Origin of the sequence: Streptomyces sp. NBC_01689 (genome assembly GCF_036250675.1) — a bacterium.
In the GTDB taxonomy this organism is placed as follows: domain Bacteria; phylum Actinomycetota; class Actinomycetes; order Streptomycetales; family Streptomycetaceae; genus Streptomyces.
In genome coordinates this window covers 3,262,251-3,280,735 of the sequence record NZ_CP109592.1, presented here as the reverse complement: position 1 = coordinate 3,280,735, position 18,485 = coordinate 3,262,251, and the positions used below count along the sequence as shown (strand labels likewise).

At 73.5% G+C, this 18,485-nt stretch carries 19 protein-coding genes; 12 read left to right on the top strand and 7 right to left on the bottom strand.

Going from position 1 to position 18,485, the window contains the following annotated elements; genetic code table 11:
- Window positions 1-366: 366 nt before the first annotated feature.
- Both OG776_RS13755 and OG776_RS13750 read left to right on the top strand, forming a co-directional pair.
- Entirely contained in the window at window positions 367-1,053 is a 687-nt protein-coding gene (locus OG776_RS13755) for a response regulator transcription factor (protein ID WP_148010817.1), read from the top strand.
- A gap of 8 nt (window positions 1,054-1,061) precedes the next feature.
- Window positions 1,062-2,468, top strand: a complete 1,407-nt coding sequence (locus OG776_RS13750; RefSeq protein ID WP_148010818.1) for a sensor histidine kinase — start codon at window positions 1,062-1,064, stop codon at window positions 2,466-2,468.
- A gap of 61 nt (window positions 2,469-2,529) precedes the next feature.
- Here OG776_RS13750 and OG776_RS13745 read toward each other — a convergent pair whose 3' ends face one another.
- Window positions 2,530-3,528 carry a TAXI family TRAP transporter solute-binding subunit gene (locus tag OG776_RS13745; RefSeq protein WP_148010819.1) on the bottom strand — a complete coding sequence of 333 codons (999 nt, stop codon included), beginning with the start codon at window positions 3,526-3,528 and terminating at the stop codon, window positions 2,530-2,532.
- Between the two features lie 235 nt (window positions 3,529-3,763).
- Here OG776_RS13745 and OG776_RS13740 point away from each other — a divergent pair, with 235 nt between their 5' ends.
- The gene (locus tag OG776_RS13740; protein ID WP_148011078.1) at window positions 3,764-4,168 is read left to right on the top strand and encodes a MazG nucleotide pyrophosphohydrolase domain-containing protein; all 405 of its coding nucleotides are present in this window, start codon (window positions 3,764-3,766) and stop codon (window positions 4,166-4,168) included.
- 312 nt (window positions 4,169-4,480) lie between these two features.
- On the opposite strand, the gene OG776_RS13735 is transcribed toward OG776_RS13740, so the two are convergent.
- Both OG776_RS13735 and OG776_RS13730 read right to left on the bottom strand, forming a co-directional pair.
- The gene (locus OG776_RS13735) at window positions 4,481-5,758 is read right to left on the bottom strand and encodes a cation:proton antiporter (RefSeq protein ID WP_329320875.1); all 1,278 of its coding nucleotides are present in this window, start codon (window positions 5,756-5,758) and stop codon (window positions 4,481-4,483) included.
- 4 nt (window positions 5,759-5,762) lie between these two features.
- Complete coding sequence (locus OG776_RS13730) at window positions 5,763-6,248, bottom strand: cation:proton antiporter regulatory subunit (RefSeq protein ID WP_148010820.1); 486 nt, start codon at window positions 6,246-6,248, stop codon at window positions 5,763-5,765.
- Between the two features lie 460 nt (window positions 6,249-6,708).
- Here OG776_RS13730 and OG776_RS13725 point away from each other — a divergent pair, with 460 nt between their 5' ends.
- The 3 genes from OG776_RS13725 (at window position 6,709) to OG776_RS13715 (ending at window position 8,967) form a co-directional block, all read left to right on the top strand.
- Window positions 6,709-7,800 carry a HAMP domain-containing sensor histidine kinase gene (locus OG776_RS13725; RefSeq protein ID WP_148011079.1) on the top strand — a complete coding sequence of 364 codons (1,092 nt, stop codon included), beginning with the start codon at window positions 6,709-6,711 and terminating at the stop codon, window positions 7,798-7,800.
- Window positions 7,797-8,465: a response regulator transcription factor gene (locus tag OG776_RS13720; protein ID WP_329326419.1), complete on the top strand. Its 669-nt coding sequence runs from the start codon at window positions 7,797-7,799 to the stop codon at window positions 8,463-8,465. The genes OG776_RS13725 and OG776_RS13720 overlap by 4 nt, the downstream gene beginning before the upstream one ends.
- A gap of 76 nt (window positions 8,466-8,541) precedes the next feature.
- Window positions 8,542-8,967: a DUF6234 family protein gene (locus OG776_RS13715; protein WP_329320872.1), complete on the top strand. Its 426-nt coding sequence runs from the start codon at window positions 8,542-8,544 to the stop codon at window positions 8,965-8,967.
- An 88-nt stretch (window positions 8,968-9,055) separates the two neighbouring features.
- Here the strand turns inward: OG776_RS13715 and OG776_RS13710 are convergent, their stop codons facing one another.
- Both OG776_RS13710 and OG776_RS13705 read right to left on the bottom strand, forming a co-directional pair.
- Window positions 9,056-10,081, bottom strand: a complete 1,026-nt coding sequence (locus tag OG776_RS13710) for an MBL fold metallo-hydrolase (RefSeq protein ID WP_329320870.1) — start codon at window positions 10,079-10,081, stop codon at window positions 9,056-9,058.
- Window positions 10,082-10,164: 83 nt separating this feature from the next.
- Window positions 10,165-11,124 carry a serine hydrolase gene (locus tag OG776_RS13705; RefSeq protein WP_329320868.1) on the bottom strand — a complete coding sequence of 320 codons (960 nt, stop codon included), beginning with the start codon at window positions 11,122-11,124 and terminating at the stop codon, window positions 10,165-10,167.
- A 35-nt stretch (window positions 11,125-11,159) separates the two neighbouring features.
- On the opposite strand from OG776_RS13705, the gene OG776_RS13700 reads away from it, so the two are divergent.
- The 3 genes from OG776_RS13700 to OG776_RS13690 all read left to right on the top strand — a co-directional run bounded on the left by OG776_RS13700 (window position 11,160) and on the right by OG776_RS13690 (window position 14,493).
- On the top strand, window positions 11,160-12,128 hold the full coding sequence (locus OG776_RS13700) for a LysR family transcriptional regulator (protein ID WP_261994663.1): 969 nt from the start codon (window positions 11,160-11,162) through the stop codon (window positions 12,126-12,128).
- An 84-nt stretch (window positions 12,129-12,212) separates the two neighbouring features.
- Complete coding sequence (gene miaB / locus OG776_RS13695; RefSeq protein WP_187285715.1) at window positions 12,213-13,739, top strand: tRNA (N6-isopentenyl adenosine(37)-C2)-methylthiotransferase MiaB; 1,527 nt, start codon at window positions 12,213-12,215, stop codon at window positions 13,737-13,739.
- Between the two features lie 34 nt (window positions 13,740-13,773).
- Window positions 13,774-14,493 (top strand): class III extradiol dioxygenase subunit B-like domain-containing protein, encoded by a 720-nt coding sequence (locus OG776_RS13690; protein WP_329320865.1) that lies wholly within the window; start codon window positions 13,774-13,776, stop codon window positions 14,491-14,493.
- A 144-nt stretch (window positions 14,494-14,637) separates the two neighbouring features.
- Here OG776_RS13690 and OG776_RS13685 read toward each other — a convergent pair whose 3' ends face one another.
- Both OG776_RS13685 and OG776_RS13680 read right to left on the bottom strand, forming a co-directional pair.
- Window positions 14,638-14,898 carry an antitoxin gene (locus OG776_RS13685; protein WP_148010826.1) on the bottom strand — a complete coding sequence of 87 codons (261 nt, stop codon included), beginning with the start codon at window positions 14,896-14,898 and terminating at the stop codon, window positions 14,638-14,640.
- A gap of 24 nt (window positions 14,899-14,922) precedes the next feature.
- Entirely contained in the window at window positions 14,923-15,375 is a 453-nt protein-coding gene (locus OG776_RS13680) for a hypothetical protein (protein WP_329320863.1), read from the bottom strand.
- Window positions 15,376-15,557: 182 nt separating this feature from the next.
- Between OG776_RS13680 and miaA the strand changes: the two genes are divergently transcribed.
- From miaA to dapF, 3 genes are all read left to right on the top strand, one after another.
- A complete protein-coding gene (gene miaA / locus OG776_RS13675; protein WP_148010828.1) occupies window positions 15,558-16,496 on the top strand; it encodes a tRNA (adenosine(37)-N6)-dimethylallyltransferase MiaA in 939 nt (312 codons plus the stop codon).
- Between the two features lie 108 nt (window positions 16,497-16,604).
- Entirely contained in the window at window positions 16,605-17,180 is a 576-nt protein-coding gene (locus OG776_RS13670; protein WP_148011082.1) for a hypothetical protein, read from the top strand.
- Between the two features lie 102 nt (window positions 17,181-17,282).
- The gene (gene dapF / locus OG776_RS13665; RefSeq protein WP_148010829.1) at window positions 17,283-18,155 is read left to right on the top strand and encodes a diaminopimelate epimerase; all 873 of its coding nucleotides are present in this window, start codon (window positions 17,283-17,285) and stop codon (window positions 18,153-18,155) included.
- Window positions 18,156-18,485 lie beyond the last annotated feature (330 nt).

Genomic DNA, 18,485 nt, shown 5'->3' with positions numbered 1-18,485 from the left:
CGTCATTACATCTGAGGGGAACTTGAGCATCACGATCCGATAGCAATCGGACACGTGTCGTAGCCGCACGCGAGCGCCCCGCGCGTGCCCGGCGCGCGGCAGGGTACCGGCTGGGTAACGGAAGCCCTCCGCAACCGGAACGCCCTTGACGCCGTCCTTGTCCATCGGCGTGACTTCCAGGGGGCACGGACATGTGCCCCGGTTGTACAGACCGAGACTGTTCGACGTTGTACAAGTCGGGGGCCGTACGTGGCGCTCCGGACCAGGACCGCGCGGACGGAAGACACGAACGAAAGAACCGTGCGAACGAAGCACCGTACGAACGACGGACCGGGGCGGACGACCGATGGACCGGAGGGGGCCGGAATGAGACTGCTGCTCGTCGAGGACGACAACCACGTCGCCGCCGCCCTGTCCGCGGTCCTGGCGCGGCACGGCTTCGAGGTCACCCACGCCCGCAGCGGCGAGGAGGCCCTGCGGGCGCTGGTCCCGGAGAGCGACGGGTTCGGTGTCGTCCTGCTCGACCTGGGCCTGCCCGACCAGGACGGCTACGAGGTCTGCGGCAAGATCCGCAAGCGCACCAGCACCCCGGTGATCATGGTCACGGCCCGCTCCGACGTGCGCTCCCGCATCCACGGCCTCAACCTCGGCGCCGACGACTACGTGGTGAAGCCGTACGACACCGGGGAACTGCTCGCCCGGATCCACGCCGTCAGCCGGCGCAGCGTCCCCGACGACACCGGGGCCCCCGGCGACGGCGCCCTGCGGCTCGGCCAGGTCCGCATCGAACTGCCCACCCGCCAGGTCAGCGTGGGCGGTTCGGTCGTCCAGCTGACCCGGAAGGAGTTCGACCTGCTGGCGCTGCTCGCCCAGCGGCCCGGCGTCGTCTTCCGCCGGGAGCAGATCATCAGCGAGGTCTGGCGCACCAGTTGGGAGGGGACCGGACGCACCCTGGAGGTGCACGTCGCGTCCCTGCGCTCCAAACTGCGGATGCCGGCGCTGATCGAGACCGTGCGCGGCGTGGGGTACCGCCTCGTCGCCCCCACGTCGTAGCGTGCACCGTGCGCACCCGCCTGCTCCCCCTGCTCATCGTCCTGATGGCCGCCGTGCTGCTCGCGCTCGGCATCCCGCTGGCCGGGAGCGTCGCGGGCGCCGAGCAGCAGCGCGTGGTCGTCGACCGCATCGACGACACGGCCCGCTTCGCCGCCCTCGCGCAGTTCGTCACCGACCAGCCGAACGGCCCCCGGGGAAACGCCGTCGACGAGCGCCGGCAGACCCTGATCAAGGAACTCGCCGCTTACTACGACGTGTACGGCATCCGCACCGGCGTCTTCTACCGCAACCACGCCGTCATGGCCAACGCGCCGGAGACCCTGTACCTGCCCGCGGAGGGCGAGGGCCGCGAGGCCTTCGACGAGGCACTCCTCGGCCGCCGCAGCCACGACCCGGAACAGGTCTGGCCCTGGCAGCGGCACCGGCTGGTCGTCGCCTCGCCGGTGATCCGGGACGGTGACGTCATCGCCGTCGTCGTCACCGACTCGCCCACCGGGCAGATGCGTTCGAAGATCCTGCACGGCTGGCTGATCATCGGCGCGGGCGAGATCGCCGCGATGCTCCTCGCCCTCGGCGCGGCCCTGCGGCTGACCGGCTGGGTGCTCCGGCCGGTCCGCGTCCTCGACGCGACCACCCACGACATCGCGACCGGACGCCTGAAGTCCCGGGTCGCGGCCGCCGGCGGTCCCCCCGAACTCCGGCGTCTGGCCCGGTCGTTCAACGAGATGGCGGACAACGTCGAGGACGTCCTGGAGCAGCAGCGGGCCTTCGTCGCCGACGCCTCGCACCAACTCCGCAACCCGCTCTCGGCGTTGCTGCTCCGCATCGAGCTGCTCGCCCTCGAACTGCCGGAAGGAAACGAGGAGATCGCGTCCGTCCGCACCGAGGGAAAGCGGCTCGCCGAGGTTCTGGACGACCTGCTCGACCTCGCGCTCGCCGAGCACGCCGAGGCCGACCTGCGGCTCACCGACGTCGGCGAGCTGACGGCCGAGCGCGTCGCCTCCTGGTCACCCCTCGCCGACAGCATGGGCGTACGGCTGACCGGGACCTGCCCGGCCACCACCGCGTGGGCCGACCCGGTCACGCTGTCCAGCGCCCTGGACGCGGTGATAGACAACGCCCTGAAGTTCACGCCGGAGGGGGAGAGCGTCGAGGTGGAGGTCCTCGCCGACGGCGAGGTCTCGAAGGTCGTCGTCACCGACCGCGGTCCTGGCCTGAGCGACGAGGAACTCGCCCGTATCGGCGACCGCTTCTGGCGCAGCGCAGGCCATCAGAACATCAAGGGGTCGGGACTCGGTCTGTCCATCTCGCGGGTCCTGCTCGCGGCCGGCGGCGGCTCCCTCTCGTACGCCCATCACGAACCGGGCGGGCTGAAGGTGACCGTGACGGTGCCGAGGTCCGAACCGGCGCCCTGATCCTCGCGTGCCCGGCGGCGCGATCCGCGGCGTGATCCGCGGCGCGTTCGGCTCGCCCGGACTAGGGCTTGACGGAGCGGTAGTAGCGCCGGGCGCCTTCGTGCAGGGGCAGCGGGTCCGTGTAGATCGCCGTGCGCAGGTCCACGAGCTGGGCCGCGTGCACCTGGGAACCGATGCGGTCGCGGCTGTTGATCACCGTACGGGTGAGTTCCTCCGTCAGCCGCGGGTCGGAGTCCTCCCGGGTGATCAGGTAGTTCGCCACGGCCAGTGTCTGCACGGAACCGCCCTGCTGCGCCGCGGGATAGGCGTCCGCGGGCATCACGGCGGCCCGGTAGTAGCGGGAGGCGCCCCCCTGCTCGTGCAGCTTCGCGACGAGGTCGCTGCCGATCGGCACCAGCCTGATGTCGAAGCCGCCAGAGAGCTTCTGTACGGCACTGGTCGGCAGACCGCCCGACCAGAAGAAGGCGTCGATCGTGTGGTGCCGGAGCAGGCCGGGCATGGTCCCGATCCCGTCGGGGAAGGCCGAGATGTCCTTCGCCGGATCGAGGCCGGCCGCCTGGAGCACGTGCTCCGCTATCAGCCGTACCCCGGAACCGGCCGGGCCCACGGCGACCTTCCTGCCCCGCAGGTCCGCCACCGACCGCACGGACGAGGCGCGCGGGACCACCAGGTGCACGTAGTCGTCGTACAGCCGTGCGCAGCCGCGCAGCCGGTCCGCGCCCGGCTTGTCCTCCAGCAGGTACGTCTCCACCGCGTCGGCCGCCGCGATGGTGAAGTCGGCCTGCCCGGTGGCCACCCGGCGCACGTTCTCCTGCGAGCCGTCGCTGTTCTTCAGACGGACGTCAAGGCGCGGCATGTCCTTGGCGATCGCGCTCTGCAGGAGCACGCCGTACTTCTGGTAGACCCCCGTCGGGGTGCCCGTGCTGAAGGTGATCGACCCGCCCGGCGACTCCTCGCCCAGCGGCAGCAGCCACCAGAGCAGCAGCCCGAGCACCACGAACGCGGCCGCCGAGCCGAACAGCGCGCGGCGCCTGCCGATGCGGGGGAGTGCCTGGAACATGCGCGCGATCCTGCCAGCCCGGGGACCCTCCTGGCCAGGGCGGGACGCCCGCGGTGGCGGTGCGATGGGTCGGTAGGGTCGGACGATGCAGTCCTCTTCGTCCGCACCGGTCCCTGACCCCGCCTCCATGCCTTCCGCGGCTTCCGCGGCTTCCGCGGCTTCCGCGGCCTCCGGGGAAGCCCCGGACCCGGAGACGCCCGCAGGTCCGGGTGGTTCCTCCGACGGCTCGCCCTCGGTGACTCCGTCGCCCGCCACCCTGGTCCGCGCGTTCCACCTCGCCTTCGGGCTCGACACCCGGAGCACTCCGGGGGAGGTCTCCCCGGCGCTCGCCGCCCACCGGGCCGAGCTGCTCGCCGAGGAGGCCGCCGAAGTGGCCGAGGTCTCGGTCACGGGTCCGCTGGACCGGCTGGCGCACGAGCTGGCCGACCTCGTGTACGTGGCGTACGGCACCGCGCTCGTCCACGGCATCGACCTCGACGAGGTGATCGCCGAGATCCACCGGTCCAACATGACGAAGCTGGGACCGGACGGCCGGGTCGCCCGCCGCGCCGACGGCAAGGTCCTCAAGGGCGAGCACTACCGCATGCCGGACGTGACGGCGGTGCTGCGCGGGCAGGGATGGCGCGGCGCGGGGGCGTGAGATCCCGGCCGGTGCCGGTGCCGGTGCCGGTGCCGGTGCCAGGGCCGGGTGCCGGGTGCTGTCGGACCGGGGCCGTCGTACCCGGTCCCGGACGCGGCTCCCACCGGGGCGAGGGACCGTGGTTCCGGTCTGGGCTCCCGCGGGGGTGAGGGTGGGGACCCCGCCCGGGTCCGGTCTCGGTTCCTGCCGGAGCGGGACCGTCCCGCGCGGATCGTGACGCGCTCCGTCCGGGGAGGGGCGGCTCCGACCGGGATGGGGCGGGTCCGGTCCGGGAGCCGCTCCATGAGGGGCGGCTCCCGGACCGGACACCACTCAGTCCGCGACGGTCGTCTGACGGCGTACGTCGTCCGGGCGCTCCACCTCCGCCCCCGGTGTCGTTCGCGCCTCCGCCCCGGCGAACCGGCCGGTGACGTCCGCGCGCCGGGGGCCGCCGCCGAACCGCGCGGTCAGGCGTGCCGCGAGCGGCTGGGTGTAGCGGGCGGTGAGCGGGCCGAGGACGACCAGGATCAGCACGTAGGCCGTGGCCAGCGGGCCGAGCGACGGCTCGATGCCGGCGGTGACCGCGAGCCCGGCGATCACGATCGAGAACTCGCCGCGCGCGACCAGTGCGCCCCCCGCCCGCCAGCGGCCCTTCACGGAGATGCCGGCCCGCCGCGCGGCCCAGTATCCGGTCGCGATCTTCGTCAGCGCCGTCACCACGGCCAGTGCCAGCGCGGGCAGCAGCACGGGCGGAATGCTCGCCGGGTCGGTGTGCAGCCCGAAGAAGACGAAGAAGATGGCCGCGAACAGGTCCCGCAGAGGGCTCAGCAGCGTGTGCGCCCCTTCCGCGACCTCCCCGGACAGGGCGATGCCCACCAGGAACGCCCCGACCGCCGCGGACACCTGGAGCTGCTGTGCGAGGCCCGCGACGAGGATCGTCAGCCCCAGGACGACCAGCAGCAGTTTCTCCGGATCGTCGCTGGAGACGAAGCGGGAGATGACCCGGCCGTAGCGGACGGCCACGAACAGGACGAGTCCCGCGGCCCCCAGCGCGATCGCCAGCGTCACGCTTCCGGCGGCCAGCCCCACCCCGGCCACCAGCGCGGTGACGATGGGCAGGTAGACCGCCATCGCCAGGTCCTCCAGGACCAGGATGCTCAGGATGACCGGGGTCTCCCGGTTGCCGACCCGCCCCAGGTCGCCCAGCACCTTGGCGATCACCCCGGACGACGAGATCCAGGTGACCCCCGCCAGGACCACTGCGGCCACCGGGCCCCAGCCCATCAGGAGTGCGGCGGCGGCACCCGGCAGCGCGTTGAGCGTGAAGTCGACCAGCCCCGACGGATAGTGGGCCTTGAGGTTCGAGACCAGATCGCTCGCCGTGTACTCCAGGCCGAGCATGAGCAGCAGCAGGATGACACCGATCTCGGCGCCGGTGGCGACGAACTCCTCGCTCGCGCCGAGCGGGAGCAGCCCGCCCTCGCCGAAGGCGAGACCGGCGAGCAGATAGAGCGGGATGGGCGAGAACCGCAGCCGGGCCGCGGCCCGGCCGAGCAGCCCGAGACAGAGGATGATGGCGCCGAACTCGATCAGCAGGACAGCAGAGTGCACGCGCTCACTCCCGTCCCAGGATCGTCGCGGCGCCGTCGACGCCCTCACGGGTCCCGACGACGATCAGGATGTCCCCGCCCGCCAGCCGGAAGTCCGGGGTGGGGGAGGGGATCGCCTCGGCCCGGCGCAGCACCGCCACGATCGAGGCGCCGGTCTCGGTGCGCATCCGGGTCTCGCCCAGCACCCGCCCGTTCCACCACGACGTCGCGGCGATCTCGATGCGCTCGGCGATCAGCCCCAGGTCGGTGGTGTACAGCAGGCTCGGGCTGTGCGGGGACGGCTTCAGGGCGTTGATCAGGGAGGCGGCCTCACCGCTCGACAGCCGCAGCGACTGCGCGCAGGAGTCCGGGTCGTCGGCCTGGTACACGCTGACCGTGCGTGCGCCGTCGCGGTGCGCCACCACGGACAGGTGGCGCTGTTCTCGGGTCACGAGGTCGTACTGCACCCCGATACCCGGCAGTGGCGTCGCCCGCAGGCGTGGAGCCGACATGATTCTCCCCTTGCTCGTCGCTGGTCTTCCTGATCCGGCCCGGACCGATCCGGACCGAGCCGGCCCGGCATCGCTGTCGGATGCGTCACAGCGGTCCGTGCTGCAGCCGTCCGCGCCGTGGCCGCTACGTCGTGGCCGTGCGCGTCGTGGCCCCGCACGTCGTGTCCGGCGGCGCCGCAGCTGTCCGCGGCGAAGCCGTCCGGCCGGGAGTGGGCACGCCGGATCCGCCGTGCGCGTCGGCACGGTACGGCCCGCGAAAAAGCCCACCCAAAACGGTCATGCTGCCATCTCGCCGTACCGTTGCGACATGGGTGCTGGCACGGATGGACAGGGCCGCCCGGCTGTTGCGAGGCTGTTGGGGGCGGTGGCACGGACGCCGGTCGGGGAGGACGGGACGCCCGCCGCGGGGCACGCGGAGGCGGCCGGGAAGAAGCCGACCGGAAGGGACGGACAGGGGAACGTGTCACTGTTCCGGCGGATCTTCCTGCTCAACGCCGCGGGCCTGACCGTGGCGACCGCGCTGCTGCTGGGGCCGGTCACCGTCTCGACGCCGATCCTCCCCGGCGAGGCGCTCGTCGTCGTGCTGGGACTCGCCCTGATGCTCGTCGTCAACGGGTTCGTCCTGCGGATCGGCCTCGCCCCGCTGCAACGGCTGGGCCGCGCCATGGCCGCCGCCGACCTCACCCACCCCGGAGCCCGGGCACCCGTCACGGGTCCGGCGGAGGTGGCCGAGCTGATCACGACGTACAACACCATGCTCGACCGGCTGGAGACCGAGCGCGCCACCAGTTCGGCCCGCGCGCTGTCCGCGCAGGAGGGCGAACGCCGACGCGTCTCGCAAGAGCTCCACGACGAGGTCGGCCAGACCCTGACCGCCGTCCTGCTGCAGCTCAAGCGGGTCGCCGACCGGGTGCCCGGGGAGCTGAGGGACGAGGTGGGCCAGACGCAGGAGGCCGTTCGCGGCAGCCTCGACGAGATCCGCCGCATCGCCCGCCGGCTGCGCCCGGGTGTGCTGGAGGAGCTCGGACTGCACAGCGCGCTGCGCTCCCTCACGGGTGAGTTCACCACCCACGGACTGTCCGTGGCCCATCACCTCGACGCCGATCTGCCGCCGCTGAACGAGGAGGCCGAACTCGTGGTCTACCGGGTGGCGCAGGAGGGGCTGACCAACACCGCCCGGCACGCGGGCGCCGACCGGGCCGAACTCCGGCTGCGGCGCGTCCCGGACGGCGTCGAACTCCTCGTACGGGACAACGGCAGGGGACCGGGCCGGGTGCGGGAGGGAGCGGGCATCACCGGAATGCGGGAGCGGGCGCTGCTGGTCGGCGCCGCGTTCTCGCTCGGGCCCGCACCCGGGCGGGGCACCGACGTGCGACTGCGTCTCACGACGGTGGGCGGGTCGCTGCGGCAGCTGCCGGCCGCCACGTCCACCGGCGCCGCGACCCCCACCGGCGCCGCGCCCCGCACCGGGCCGGCGACGGCCACCGCCGGGGCCGCGGCTCCCACCCCGGCCCCCACCGACACCCCCACCGTTTCCGAGGGAGACCGATGACGTCCGCACCCGCCGGGAGGCCCACGCAGGTCCTGCTCGCCGACGACCACACACTCGTCCGCCGCGGTGTGCGGCTCATCCTCGACGCCGAACCCGACCTGAGCGTGGTGGCGGAGGCCGGAGACGGCGCCGAGGCCGTCGCCCTGGCCCGCGAGACGGAGGTGGACCTCGCCGTCCTCGACGTCGCGATGCCCCGCATGACCGGTCTGCAGGCGGCCCGCGAACTCTCCCGGCGCCGGCCCGACCTGCGCATTCTCATCCTGACGATGTACGACAACGAGCAGTACTTCTTCGAGGCGCTCAAGGCCGGTGCCTGCGGGTACGTGCTGAAGTCGGTCGCCGACCGGGACCTGGTCGAGGCGTGCCGGGCCGCGATGCGCGACGAGCCGTTCATCTATCCCGGCGCCGAGACCGCGATCGTGCGCACCTACCTCGAACGGCTGCGCCGTGGTGAGGGGCTGCCCGCGCGGGCCGTCACCGACCGGGAGGAGGAGGTGCTCAAGCTGGTCGCCGAAGGGCACACGACGAAGGAGATCGGCGAGCTGCTGTTCATCAGCGCCAAGACCGTGGAGAGTCACCGGGCGAACCTCCTGCAGAAGCTCGGCATGCGCGATCGCCTGGAACTCACCCGGTACGCGATCCGCGCGGGGCTCATCGAGCCGTGACGGCCGGCGCCTACTCAGGCGCGACGTGGGTACTTCCGCTCAGGCTCCGGAGGCTCCGCGGCGCGAGGCTTGGCGCATGACGCGTTCCCCGGAGTCAGCGCGGCGGGCCGGCCCGTTCGCCGATGTCACCCTCGCCGTCGTCCTCCTCGTCCTGGACGCCGTCGCCGCGGTCGTCGCGCTCGTGTCCGGCCTGGACGCGGCCGGGTACGCGTTCTTCGACACGGGGGCCGGGCCGCAGAACGTCAGCGCCGTCAGGCCGGCCCTGTACGTCTCGGTCGTCGGCGCGTTCGTGCTGGTCTCGGCGGTCGTGGCGCGTCGCGGCGGGGCCGTCGTCACGACCTGGGTGCAGACACTCGCCGGGCTCGCCCTCGTGCTCGGCGCCGTGGCCGGTGTGAGCGCCCGGCACCACGGCGGCGGCGCGCTCCCGCCGGGCCCCGGCCACAGCGTCCCGGGGGCGCAGTGCCGGCCGGGCGGCGACAACAGCGAGTGCCTCGGTTCCTGACAGGGCGGCGGCGAGCGCCCCGATGCCCGGCCGGACGTCGGCGAGTGCCCCGTGTCCGGAAGGGCCCGGGGCGCCGTGCCGTCCCCGGTCAGCCCAGTGGCCGCATGTCGGCCCCGTACACCGTGCGGTAGTCCGGGACGACGATCCGGCTCGCCGGGGACGACCGCCGCACCCGGGCGACGAACCCGTCCAGGTCCATCGACGGGTCGCGGTGCGGGGGTTCGGTCAACGGCTCCTCGAAGTTGTCCCAGTGCACCGGCACCACGACCTCGGGCCCGTCCAGGGCCCGCAGCAGCCGGGGCACGTAGTCGTGGGTGGCGTTGCCGGCCGGCACCGCCACCATGGCGAGGTCGGGGCGCAGCCCCCGCGCCTGCCGTTCGCAGAAGTCGCTGGCGCCCATCAGGAACGCCGACGGGCCACCGTCGCCCGCCGTCACCAGGAAGGCGAGCGTGTCGCCCTCGGGCAGGTCCGAGATGGTCCGCGGGGGGTTCGCGGGCGGCGCGTGGAGCGTGCCGGGGGCGAAGTAGGAATGGTTCTTGTTGCGGCTGTGCAGACTCGCCACGACCTCGACGGTGAGTCCGCCGCCGAAGTCCAGTACCTCGCCGCCCTTCACCACGGAGATCCGCGCCGGGTCGACGCCGGACGCGACCAGCAGGTGGTACGTCGTCTCGGTGCCGAGGACGCGGGCCCCGGTGGTCCGGGCGATGTGCGGCACATCGGCGAGGTGGTCCCAGTGGGAGTGGCTGACCAGGACGAGTTCCGGACGTCCCACATGGGTCCGTACCAGGTCGGGATCGGTGCGCAGTTCCGTGGCGGCGTCGAAGGCGCCGTCGAACAGACCGGTCCTGAAGCGGGTGAGGTACGGGTCGAAGAGCACGGTCCGGCTGCCGATGTCGAGGCGCCATCCCGAGGTGCCGAACCAGCGCAGGGAGACGGGCACCGACGCCGCTGCCGGTCCGGGCGAGGGTGCCGCCAGGGGCGTGGCCGCCGGAGAGCCGGCCGCCGAGGCCGCCGCGGCGGGCAGGAGCGGTGCGGCCGTGCCGAGTGCGGCGCCTCGCAGCACCGTACGGCGGCCGAGCAGGGGGGAGTCCTGGGTGTTCACGTCGTCAGGCATGGCGTCAGGAGATCAGGGGCCGGCCGCCTCCGTCCAAGATCGCACCGCCGCCCGGCCGAGAGGCGATCGCATATGGGTCCTGGTCACAGCCCCGCGTTCCGCAGGAATTCGACGGCGATCCGGGCCGCCCTCCCGATCGCCGCGTCCACCTCCGGCCCGGTGACGGCGAGTCGGCGGGTCCGGGCGAAGACGGAGACCGCGTAGCACCGGCCGTCGGGGTAGCGGACGACGCCGGCCTCCATGTGCAGCCCCGGGAGCGTCCCGGTCTTGGCCGCGATCACCGTGTCGCCGGGGAACCCGGACGCCAGCCGGTGCCGGAACACCTGACGGGACATCAAGTCCCGCACCTGGGCGCATGCTTCCGGTAGGGCGGCCTCGTCGCGCCAGATGAGACGCAGGAGCCGGGTGGTCTCCCGGGCCGTGCCCGCGTTGGTCCGCAGGGGGTCCAGGACCGCCATCCGCCGCTTGCGGTCCTCCGGCAGGGCCGGGTACCGGACGGCGAACTCCCTTTCGTCACGCGCCCCGACGTCGGCGAGCATCGACTCCAGTACGTCCCGCGGACCCCCCACGACGCGGGTCCGCCCGAGCCCCAGTTCCTCGGCGAGCAGCCGTACGGTGTCCAGGCCGACCCGGTCGAGCAGCAGATCCGCCGCCGCGTTGTCGCTGACCGACATCGCGAAGAACGCCAGGTCCCGCAGCGACAGTTCGACGTCGTCCGCGCAGCCCGCCGTGCCCCAGCCGCCGAGCCGGTCGGCCGCCGTCACCCGTACCCGTTCCCGCGGATCGAGCTGTCCGGCCGCCACCTGCCGGGCGAACTCCAGGACCAGCAGCACCTTGAACACCGAGGCGAGCACGACCGGTTGATCGGCGCCGACCGCCACCTCGCGCACACCGCGCCCCGGGGGGACGGGCGTCGCGGGCGCGTCGGAGGCCGTCCGTCCGCCGGTTCCGGAGCCGGTCCGGCCGGCGCCGACCGGAGCCGCGTGCAGGAGGCCCTCGGCGCCCGCCGCCGCGAAAACCGCACGGATCTCTTCCTCGGCCATCGGCCGGCCCGCCCCCTCGCGTAAGGTCCGTGGTCGTGGATCTCTTGCGCCACCTGCGTCTGTTCGTCACCGTAGCCGAGGAACTGCACTTCAGCCGGGCCGCCGACCGGCTGGGCATGGCTCAGCCGCCGCTCAGCCAGGCGGTGCGCCGACTGGAGAGGGAACTCGGCGCCGAGCTGTTCGACCGCTCCCACCGCCGGGTCCGGCTGACCGCGGCCGGTTCCCTGTTGTGGGACGAGGCCCGTGAACTCCTCGCCCGGGAGGACCGGTTGAGGATGCTGGCCCGGCGCGCGGCGGACGGGGGCCTCGGCACCCTGCGCGCGGGTGTGCCGCCGGACACCGCGGCCGCCGTCCTGACCGCGCTGCTCGCGGCCTGCGCCGGCCGCGCCCCGGGGCTCTGCGTCGACCTCCGGGAGGCCACCACCGGGGAACAGGTCCGGCTGCTCGCCTCCGGCGGACTCGACGTCGGACTCCTGCACCGCCCCGCCGACACCACCGGACTGCTGCTCGGCCCGGAGGTCCTGGTGGACCTGGGTGTCGTGCTGCCCCGTACCTCGCCGCTGGCCGGACGCCCCGAGGTGGCGCTCGGCGAGCTGACGGGCCACGACCTGGTGCTCTTTCCGCGGGACCACGCTCCGGACCGCTACGACCAGGTCCTCGACGTCTGCCGTGCCGCGGGCTTCGTGCCGGGCCGCGTACGGCACGCCGCCAACTCCGAGTTCCTGCTCGCCCTGGTCACGGCCGGACACGGGGTCGCCTTCGACCAGGGGCCCGTCGCCCGCAAGGAGCCCCGGGTCGCCTGGCGGGCCCTGGCGGGGCGCCCCCTCGCCCAGCGGCTGAGCGGCGCGTGGCCCGCCGGACGCACCGCCCACCCGGCCGCCCGCACCTTCGCGGAGCTCGCCGCCGAGGTGCTCGCCGACCACCGGGCCGGTCCCCCGCCTGACGCGGGCGGGGACGGCCCCGGCACCGGACCGCCCCGCCCCTGGTCGGTCGTGTACGGCTGAGGGCTGTCCCGTGACCGGCGCCGGTCCGCGGCCGGGACTCCGGGGCCGGGACGACGTACTCCCGGCACCGCCTACCCTTGTCCCATGAGCAGCAGCGACCGGAGCCACGCGGTGGACGTTCAGGATTCGAAGACCTACGAGGTGCGCACCTACGGGTGCCAGATGAACGTCCACGACTCCGAACGGCTCTCCGGCCTCCTCGAGGACGCCGGTTACGTGCGGGCGCCCGAGGGGTCCGACGGCGACGCGGACGTCGTCGTCTTCAACACCTGCGCCGTCCGCGAGAACGCCGACAACCGGCTGTACGGCAACCTCGGACGCCTCGCCCCGATGAAGACCAAGCGCCCCGGGATGCAGATCGCGGTCGGCGGCTGTCTGGCGCAGAAGGACCGCGACACCATCGTGAAGAAGGCGCCCTGGGTGGACGTCGTCTTCGGAACGCACAACATCGGCAAACTCCCCGTCCTCCTGGAGCGCGCCCGCGTCCAGGAGGAGGCGCAGGTCGAGATCGCCGAGTCCCTGGAGGCGTTCCCCTCGACCCTGCCGACCCGCCGCGAGAGCGCGTACGCGGCCTGGGTGTCGATCTCCGTCGGCTGCAACAACACCTGCACCTTCTGCATCGTCCCGGCGCTGCGCGGCAAGGAGAAGGACCGCCGGACGGGCGACATCCTCGCCGAGATCGAGGCGCTGGTCGGCGAGGGCGTCTCCGAGATCACGCTGCTCGGGCAGAACGTCAACGCGTACGGCAGCGACATCGGCGACCGTGAGGCCTTCAGCAAGCTGCTGCGCGCCTGCGGACGGATCGAGGGTCTGGAGCGCGTCCGCTTCACCTCCCCGCACCCCCGCGACTTCACCGACGACGTGATCGCCGCCATGGCCGAGACACCGAACGTGATGCCGCAGCTCCACATGCCGATGCAGTCCGGCTCGGACACCGTCCTGAAGGCCATGCGCCGCTCGTACCGCCAGGAGCGCTTCCTCGGGATCATCGACAAGGTCCGGGCCGCCATCCCCGACGCGGCGATCACCACCGACATCATCGTGGGGTTCCCGGGCGAGACGGAGGAGGACTTCGAGCAGACCCTCCACGCCGTCCGCGAGGCCCGCTTCTCGGCGGCCTTCACCTTCCAGTACTCCAAGCGCCCCGGCACCCCGGCGGCCACCATGGAGGGGCAGATCCCGAAGGAGGTCGTCCAGGCGCGCTACGAGCGGCTCGTCGCCCTCCAGGAGGAGATCGCCTGGGACGAGAACAAGAAGCAGGTCGGCCGCGTCCTCGAGCTGATGGTCGCCGAGGGCGAGGGCCGCAAGGACGGCGCCACGCACCGGCTCTCCGGCCGCGCCCCCGACAACCGCCTGGTCCACTTCACCAAGCCCGACCAGGACGTGCGTCCCGGTGACGTCGTCACCGTCGAGATCACCTACGCCGCCCCGCACCATCTGCTGGCCGAGGGCGCCGTCCTCGACGTGCGCCGCACCCGCGCGGGCGACGCCTGGGAGAAGCGCAACGCGGCCCGGGCGGCGAAGCCGGCCGGCGTGATGCTGGGGCTGCCGGGGATCGGTGCCCCGCAGCCGCTGCCGGTCGCGGCGGGCAGCGGCTGCGGCTGCGACTGACCCCGCCGCGCGGCGAGGGGTTACGCTGCCGATCATGCTTGTAGCCGCCGCAGCCTGTCCCTGTCCGCCGCTGCTCGTGCCCGAGGTCGCCGCCGGCGCGGCGCCCGAACTGGCCGCCGCGCGGGACGCGTGCGCGGACGCGCTCGGCGTGCTCGCGGCCTCGCGCCCCGATCTGCTGGTCGTCGTGGGCCCGGCCGAGGAGGCCGCGCACGGTTCCTACCCGGAGGGGACACCGGGCTCGTTCCACGGGTTCGGGGTGGACCTCGGCGTACGCCTCGGCCAGGGCGGCGCGTCCGCGGCGTCCCCGGGGCGCGCGCTTCCGCCCTCGCTCTCCGTCGCCGCCTGGCTGCTGGAGCGCACGGACTGGTCCCACGCCCCCGTGGAGGGGCTGGCGGTGGCGGAGCCGCTGACGGGCGAGCGGTGCCGCGCCGCCGGGGCGCGGGCCGCCGGGCGGGCCGCGCGGGTGGCCCTCCTGGTGATGGGCGACGGCAGCGCGTGCCGGACGCTGAAGGCACCCGGCTACCTCGACGAGCGTTCGGCGGACTTCGACGCGGCGGTCGCGCGGGCGCTGGGGACGGCGGACGTGGCGGCGCTGCGGGCCCTGGACGCCGGGCTCGCGCGTGAGCTGAAGGCCTCCGGACGTGCCCCGTGGCAGGTCCTCGCGGGCGCGGCGGAGGACGCGGGGCTCGGGGGCGCCCTGCTGTACGAGGACGCGCCGTACGGGGTCGGGTACGTGGTGGCCGCCTGGTCGTAGCGCGCGGTCTCCGGACGCCGACCAGGGCGAGGACCAGGGCGGTGGACACGACCCCGTTGTGTCCCGGTGAGACGTCGGCGGCCCGGACACGGCGGACGGCCGGGAGCGCTGTGGGCTCCGCGGCCGTCCGTCGGTGTGTGCCGTTCAGAATGTCGGGGGCGGTGGGGGCGCGTCCGGCGGGGGCATGGTGCCGCCCTCCTTGTGCGCGAGTCGGTCCATGGCGCCCTTCGCCTTGCCCGTGCCCGTCTGGATCTTGTCGCTGTACTTGCCCTTGGTCTTCTCGTCGACGACCTTGGCGGCCTTGTCGATACCGTGGGTCACCTTGTCCCCGTGCTGCTGCGCGAGGTCCGAGACCTTGTCCTTGGCAGGCGCCAGCTTGGCTTTCAGATTGTCCAGGAGACTCATGGTCCACCTTCCCTCGCGGGACAGTTACTTGCGGGCGCTCTCACCGGCCCCGTTGTCGGCGGCCTTCTCGGCGGTCTGCTGCTGAGGGATCTCGACGTCGTCCGACGGCGTGGCTCCCGCGGCCACCGTCGCCGGGACCGCCGCCTCGGAGCTCTCGTCGTTCCCGTCCGCGTTCTCGCCCGCGGACGGGATCGCGGACGGTCCGTGAACGTCCGCCGCCTCCGCCGGCTCCGCCGATCCGGCCGGCTCCGCCGACCGCGTGGGCTTCACGGTGTCCGCGGACTCCGCCACACCACCCGACCCGGCCGCGGCGTCCGCGGTCGCCCCGGCCCCGGAGCCGGTCGCCGTGACATCGGTCCCGGAGTCGGAGTCGGTGCCGGCCTCGGTCACGGCCGTCAGGGTGCCGTCCGGCACCTCGGCGGCCGACGCCTCCTCCGCAGCTTTCGACCTCCTGAGAAGTCGTGCAAAAACGCCCATATCAACTCCATACGTTACTCGTGAGGGCGAAATTCCGCGTCACCCGGTGCGTCCCATTGCGTCGCGCGGGGCGCCGGTCCTCGGAAACCGGCGGCCGGAACCTCGCAACAGGCAACGACCCCGAACCGGTCGCGTCACGCCGCTCGTCGGAGGAGGGGCTCCGGGTTTGCGAGACTGGGGCGGTGAGCAGCGCACCCCCCGCCCCCCGAGTCATCGCCGTCGTCGGACCGACCGCGGCAGGAAAGTCCGATCTGGGCGTCTTCCTCGCCCGCCGTCTCGGAGGCGAGGTCGTCAACGCCGACTCCATGCAGCTGTACCGAGGGATGGACATCGGTACCGCCAAGCTGACGGCCGAGGAGCGGGCCGGGGTCCCGCACCACCTGCTGGACATCTGGGACGTGACCGTCACGGCCAGCGTCGCCGAGTACCAGCGGCTCGCCCGCGCCCGGATCGACGCCCTGCTCGCCGAGGGCCGCTGGCCGATCCTGGTGGGCGGCTCCGGACTCTATGTGCGCGGCGCCGTCGACAACCTGGAGTTCCCCGGCACCGACCCCGAGGTGCGCGCGCGTCTGGAGGAGGAACTGGAACTGCGCGGCTCGGGCGCGCTGCACGCGCGCCTGGCCACCACCGACCCCGAGGCCGCCCAGGCGATCCTGCCCAGCAACGGCCGCCGTATCGTGCGCGCGCTGGAGGTCATCGAGATCACCGGCAAGCCGTTCACGGCCAATCTCCCCGGCCACGACTCGGTGTACGACACCCTCCAGATCGGTGTCGACGTCGCACGGCCCGAACTCGACGAGCGGATCGCGCGCCGCGTCGACCGGATGTGGGAGGCCGGGCTCGTCGACGAGGTGCGGGAGCTGGAGGCGCGAGGATTGCGCGAGGGGCGCACGGCGGCGCGCGCGCTCGGGTACCAGCAGGTGCTCGCCGCGCTCGCCGGGGAGTGCACCGACAGCGAGGCGCGGGCCGAGACCGTACGCGCCACCAAACGCTTCGCGCGACGCCAGGATTCGTGGTTCCGGCGGGATCCCCGGGTGCACTGGCTCAGTGGTGCCGCGGCCGACCTCACGGAACTCCCACAGCTCGCGCTGACGTTGGTCGAACGACCGGTCACAGCCTGATCACGTCATGGCATCGGGACGCTCCGGCCGTCATCGGGGCCTCCGGTGCCGTGCCATCATCGAGCTTCGATCGACTATGTGGAGTCCGAGTTGGGAGGGCGCGTGGCGATGGAGGCCGGCCCTCGCAACACCGCACAGGACGCGGAGCAGGACACCGCGCACGAGCCGCTGGAACAGCCGTCGCCCCAGGGCGGCGACGTCGACCCCGGCGCTCTCGACGGTGACCCGCGGGCCCTCGACGAGCGGCCCGGCGCCGACGCCGATCCGCTGATCTCCGACGGACCCGAAGAGCCTTCGGGCGGTGTCACCGCCGACGGGCCGGGACCGGACGAGATGTCCCCGGGACCCGAGGTCGAGGTCGAGCTGCGTCCGCAGCGCCGACTGCGGATCTGGCAGCTCGCGCCGATCGTCGTCCTGGCCGCGACCGGCTCGCTGATGTTCGCCTTCCCGCTCGCCTTCGAGTTCGGCGACGGCGGGGCGGTGGTCGCCATGCTCGGTCTGCTGATCTGTCTGTGCGCCGCCGGCTGGGGCATGATGGCCGCCCGTCGCGTCGGCTACTCCCTGCCGGGCTTCCCGGCCCGCGGCTCCGGGCGTCGGCTGGACTGGCGCGTGGTGCTCGCCTACGTCGTGGTGGTCGCCGCGGTGGCGGTGCTCGCCGTGGGACGCGTGGCCCGACTGCGCTGAGCCCGGCCCCGCCGGTGCCCCGTCCACCGCGGCGGGCGGCCGCCGGAGCCGGCGTCCGCCGGGCGGGGGCACCGTGCCCGGCCGGCCCCGTACGATCGAGGGATGAGCACGCGGATCGCCTTCCTCAAGGGTCACGGGACCGAGAACGACTTCGTGATCGTCCCCGACCCGGAGAACGCCGTCGACCTGCCCCCGGCCGCCGTGGCCGCCCTGTGCGACCGCCGCGCGGGCATCGGCGGCGACGGTCTGCTGCACGTCGTGCGGTCCGCCGCGCACCCCGAGGCCGCGGCGATGGCCGCCGAGGCGGAATGGTTCATGGACTACCGCAACGGCGACGGCTCGGTCGCGGAGATGTGCGGCAACGGAGTCCGTGTGTTCGCGCACTACCTTCAGCGGGCCGGACATGTGGCGGAGGGGGACATCGCTGTCGCCACGCGAGCCGGTGTGAAGCGCGTGCACCTCGCCAAGAACGGGGACGTCACCGTCGGCATGGGCAGAGCGGTCCTCCCCGACGGGGACGTCACCGTGAGCGTCGGCGAGCACAGCTGGCCCGCGCGCAACGTGAACATGGGCAACCCGCACGCCGTCGCGTTCGTCGGCGACCTCGGCCAGGCCGGCAACCTGTTCTCGCCGCCGCCCGTCACCCCCGCCTCGGCCTACCCGGACGGGGTCAACGTCGAGTTCGTGGTCGACCGGGGCCCCCGCCACGTCGCCCTGCGCGTCCACGAGCGCGGTTCCGGAGAGACCCGCTCGTGCGGCACCGGCGCCTGCGCGGTCGCCGTCGCCACGGCCCGCCGCGACGGCGCCGACCCGGCCGTCACCGGGACCCCGGTGACGTACACCGTCGACGTGCCCGGCGGACGTCTGGTGATCACCGAGCACCCGGACGGCGGGATCGAGATGACCGGCCCGGCGGTGATCGTCGCCGAGGGCGACATCGACGCGGAGTGGCTGGCCGCCGCAGCCCGACGCTGAACGGACGCCGCGTCGCGGCGGTCGCGCACGGTACCGGAACGCCCCGCCGCCCGTCCGACGTACGGCCGCGGGAGCGGGTCCGCCGCGTCCGGCCACCGCACAAGTCCAGGTCCGACGCGGTGTCACGGCCGCCTGAGCGGTCCCGCGCCGCGACGCCCGGCCCCTCCCACGGCAGGGAAACGGCAAACCCCAGAACCTTCGCTCGAATGGGTGATCCGTTTCACGCTCGGCGAGAGGTGGTCAGCCGGGCGTGGTGGGCTCGGTAGCATCAAGCACCGGCCCGGACGGGGGATCTACGCCAACCCCTGAGCCGTGTACGCCATGGGCACC

Bases quoted from the DNA above. Each gene is read 5' to 3' on its own strand.
- OG776_RS13755 (WP_148010817.1), top strand. From the start codon at position 367: ATGAGACTGCTGCTCGTCGAGGACGACAACCACGTCGCCGCCGCCCTG.
- OG776_RS13745 (WP_148010819.1), bottom strand. From the start codon at position 3,528: ATGTTCCAGGCACTCCCCCGCATCGGCAGGCGCCGCGCGCTGTTCGGC.
- OG776_RS13730 (WP_148010820.1), bottom strand. From the start codon at position 6,248: ATGTCGGCTCCACGCCTGCGGGCGACGCCACTGCCGGGTATCGGGGTG.
- OG776_RS13720 (WP_329326419.1), top strand. From the start codon at position 7,797: ATGACGTCCGCACCCGCCGGGAGGCCCACGCAGGTCCTGCTCGCCGAC.
- OG776_RS13715 (WP_329320872.1), top strand. From the start codon at position 8,542: ATGACGCGTTCCCCGGAGTCAGCGCGGCGGGCCGGCCCGTTCGCCGAT.
- OG776_RS13710 (WP_329320870.1), bottom strand. From the start codon at position 10,081: ATGCCTGACGACGTGAACACCCAGGACTCCCCCCTGCTCGGCCGCCGT.
- OG776_RS13705 (WP_329320868.1), bottom strand. From the start codon at position 11,124: ATGGCCGAGGAAGAGATCCGTGCGGTTTTCGCGGCGGCGGGCGCCGAG.
- miaB (WP_187285715.1), top strand. From the start codon at position 12,213: ATGAGCAGCAGCGACCGGAGCCACGCGGTGGACGTTCAGGATTCGAAG.
- OG776_RS13690 (WP_329320865.1), top strand. From the start codon at position 13,774: ATGCTTGTAGCCGCCGCAGCCTGTCCCTGTCCGCCGCTGCTCGTGCCC.
- OG776_RS13685 (WP_148010826.1), bottom strand. From the start codon at position 14,898: ATGAGTCTCCTGGACAATCTGAAAGCCAAGCTGGCGCCTGCCAAGGAC.
- OG776_RS13680 (WP_329320863.1), bottom strand. From the start codon at position 15,375: ATGGGCGTTTTTGCACGACTTCTCAGGAGGTCGAAAGCTGCGGAGGAG.
- OG776_RS13670 (WP_148011082.1), top strand. From the start codon at position 16,605: ATGGAGGCCGGCCCTCGCAACACCGCACAGGACGCGGAGCAGGACACC.
- dapF (WP_148010829.1), top strand. From the start codon at position 17,283: ATGAGCACGCGGATCGCCTTCCTCAAGGGTCACGGGACCGAGAACGAC.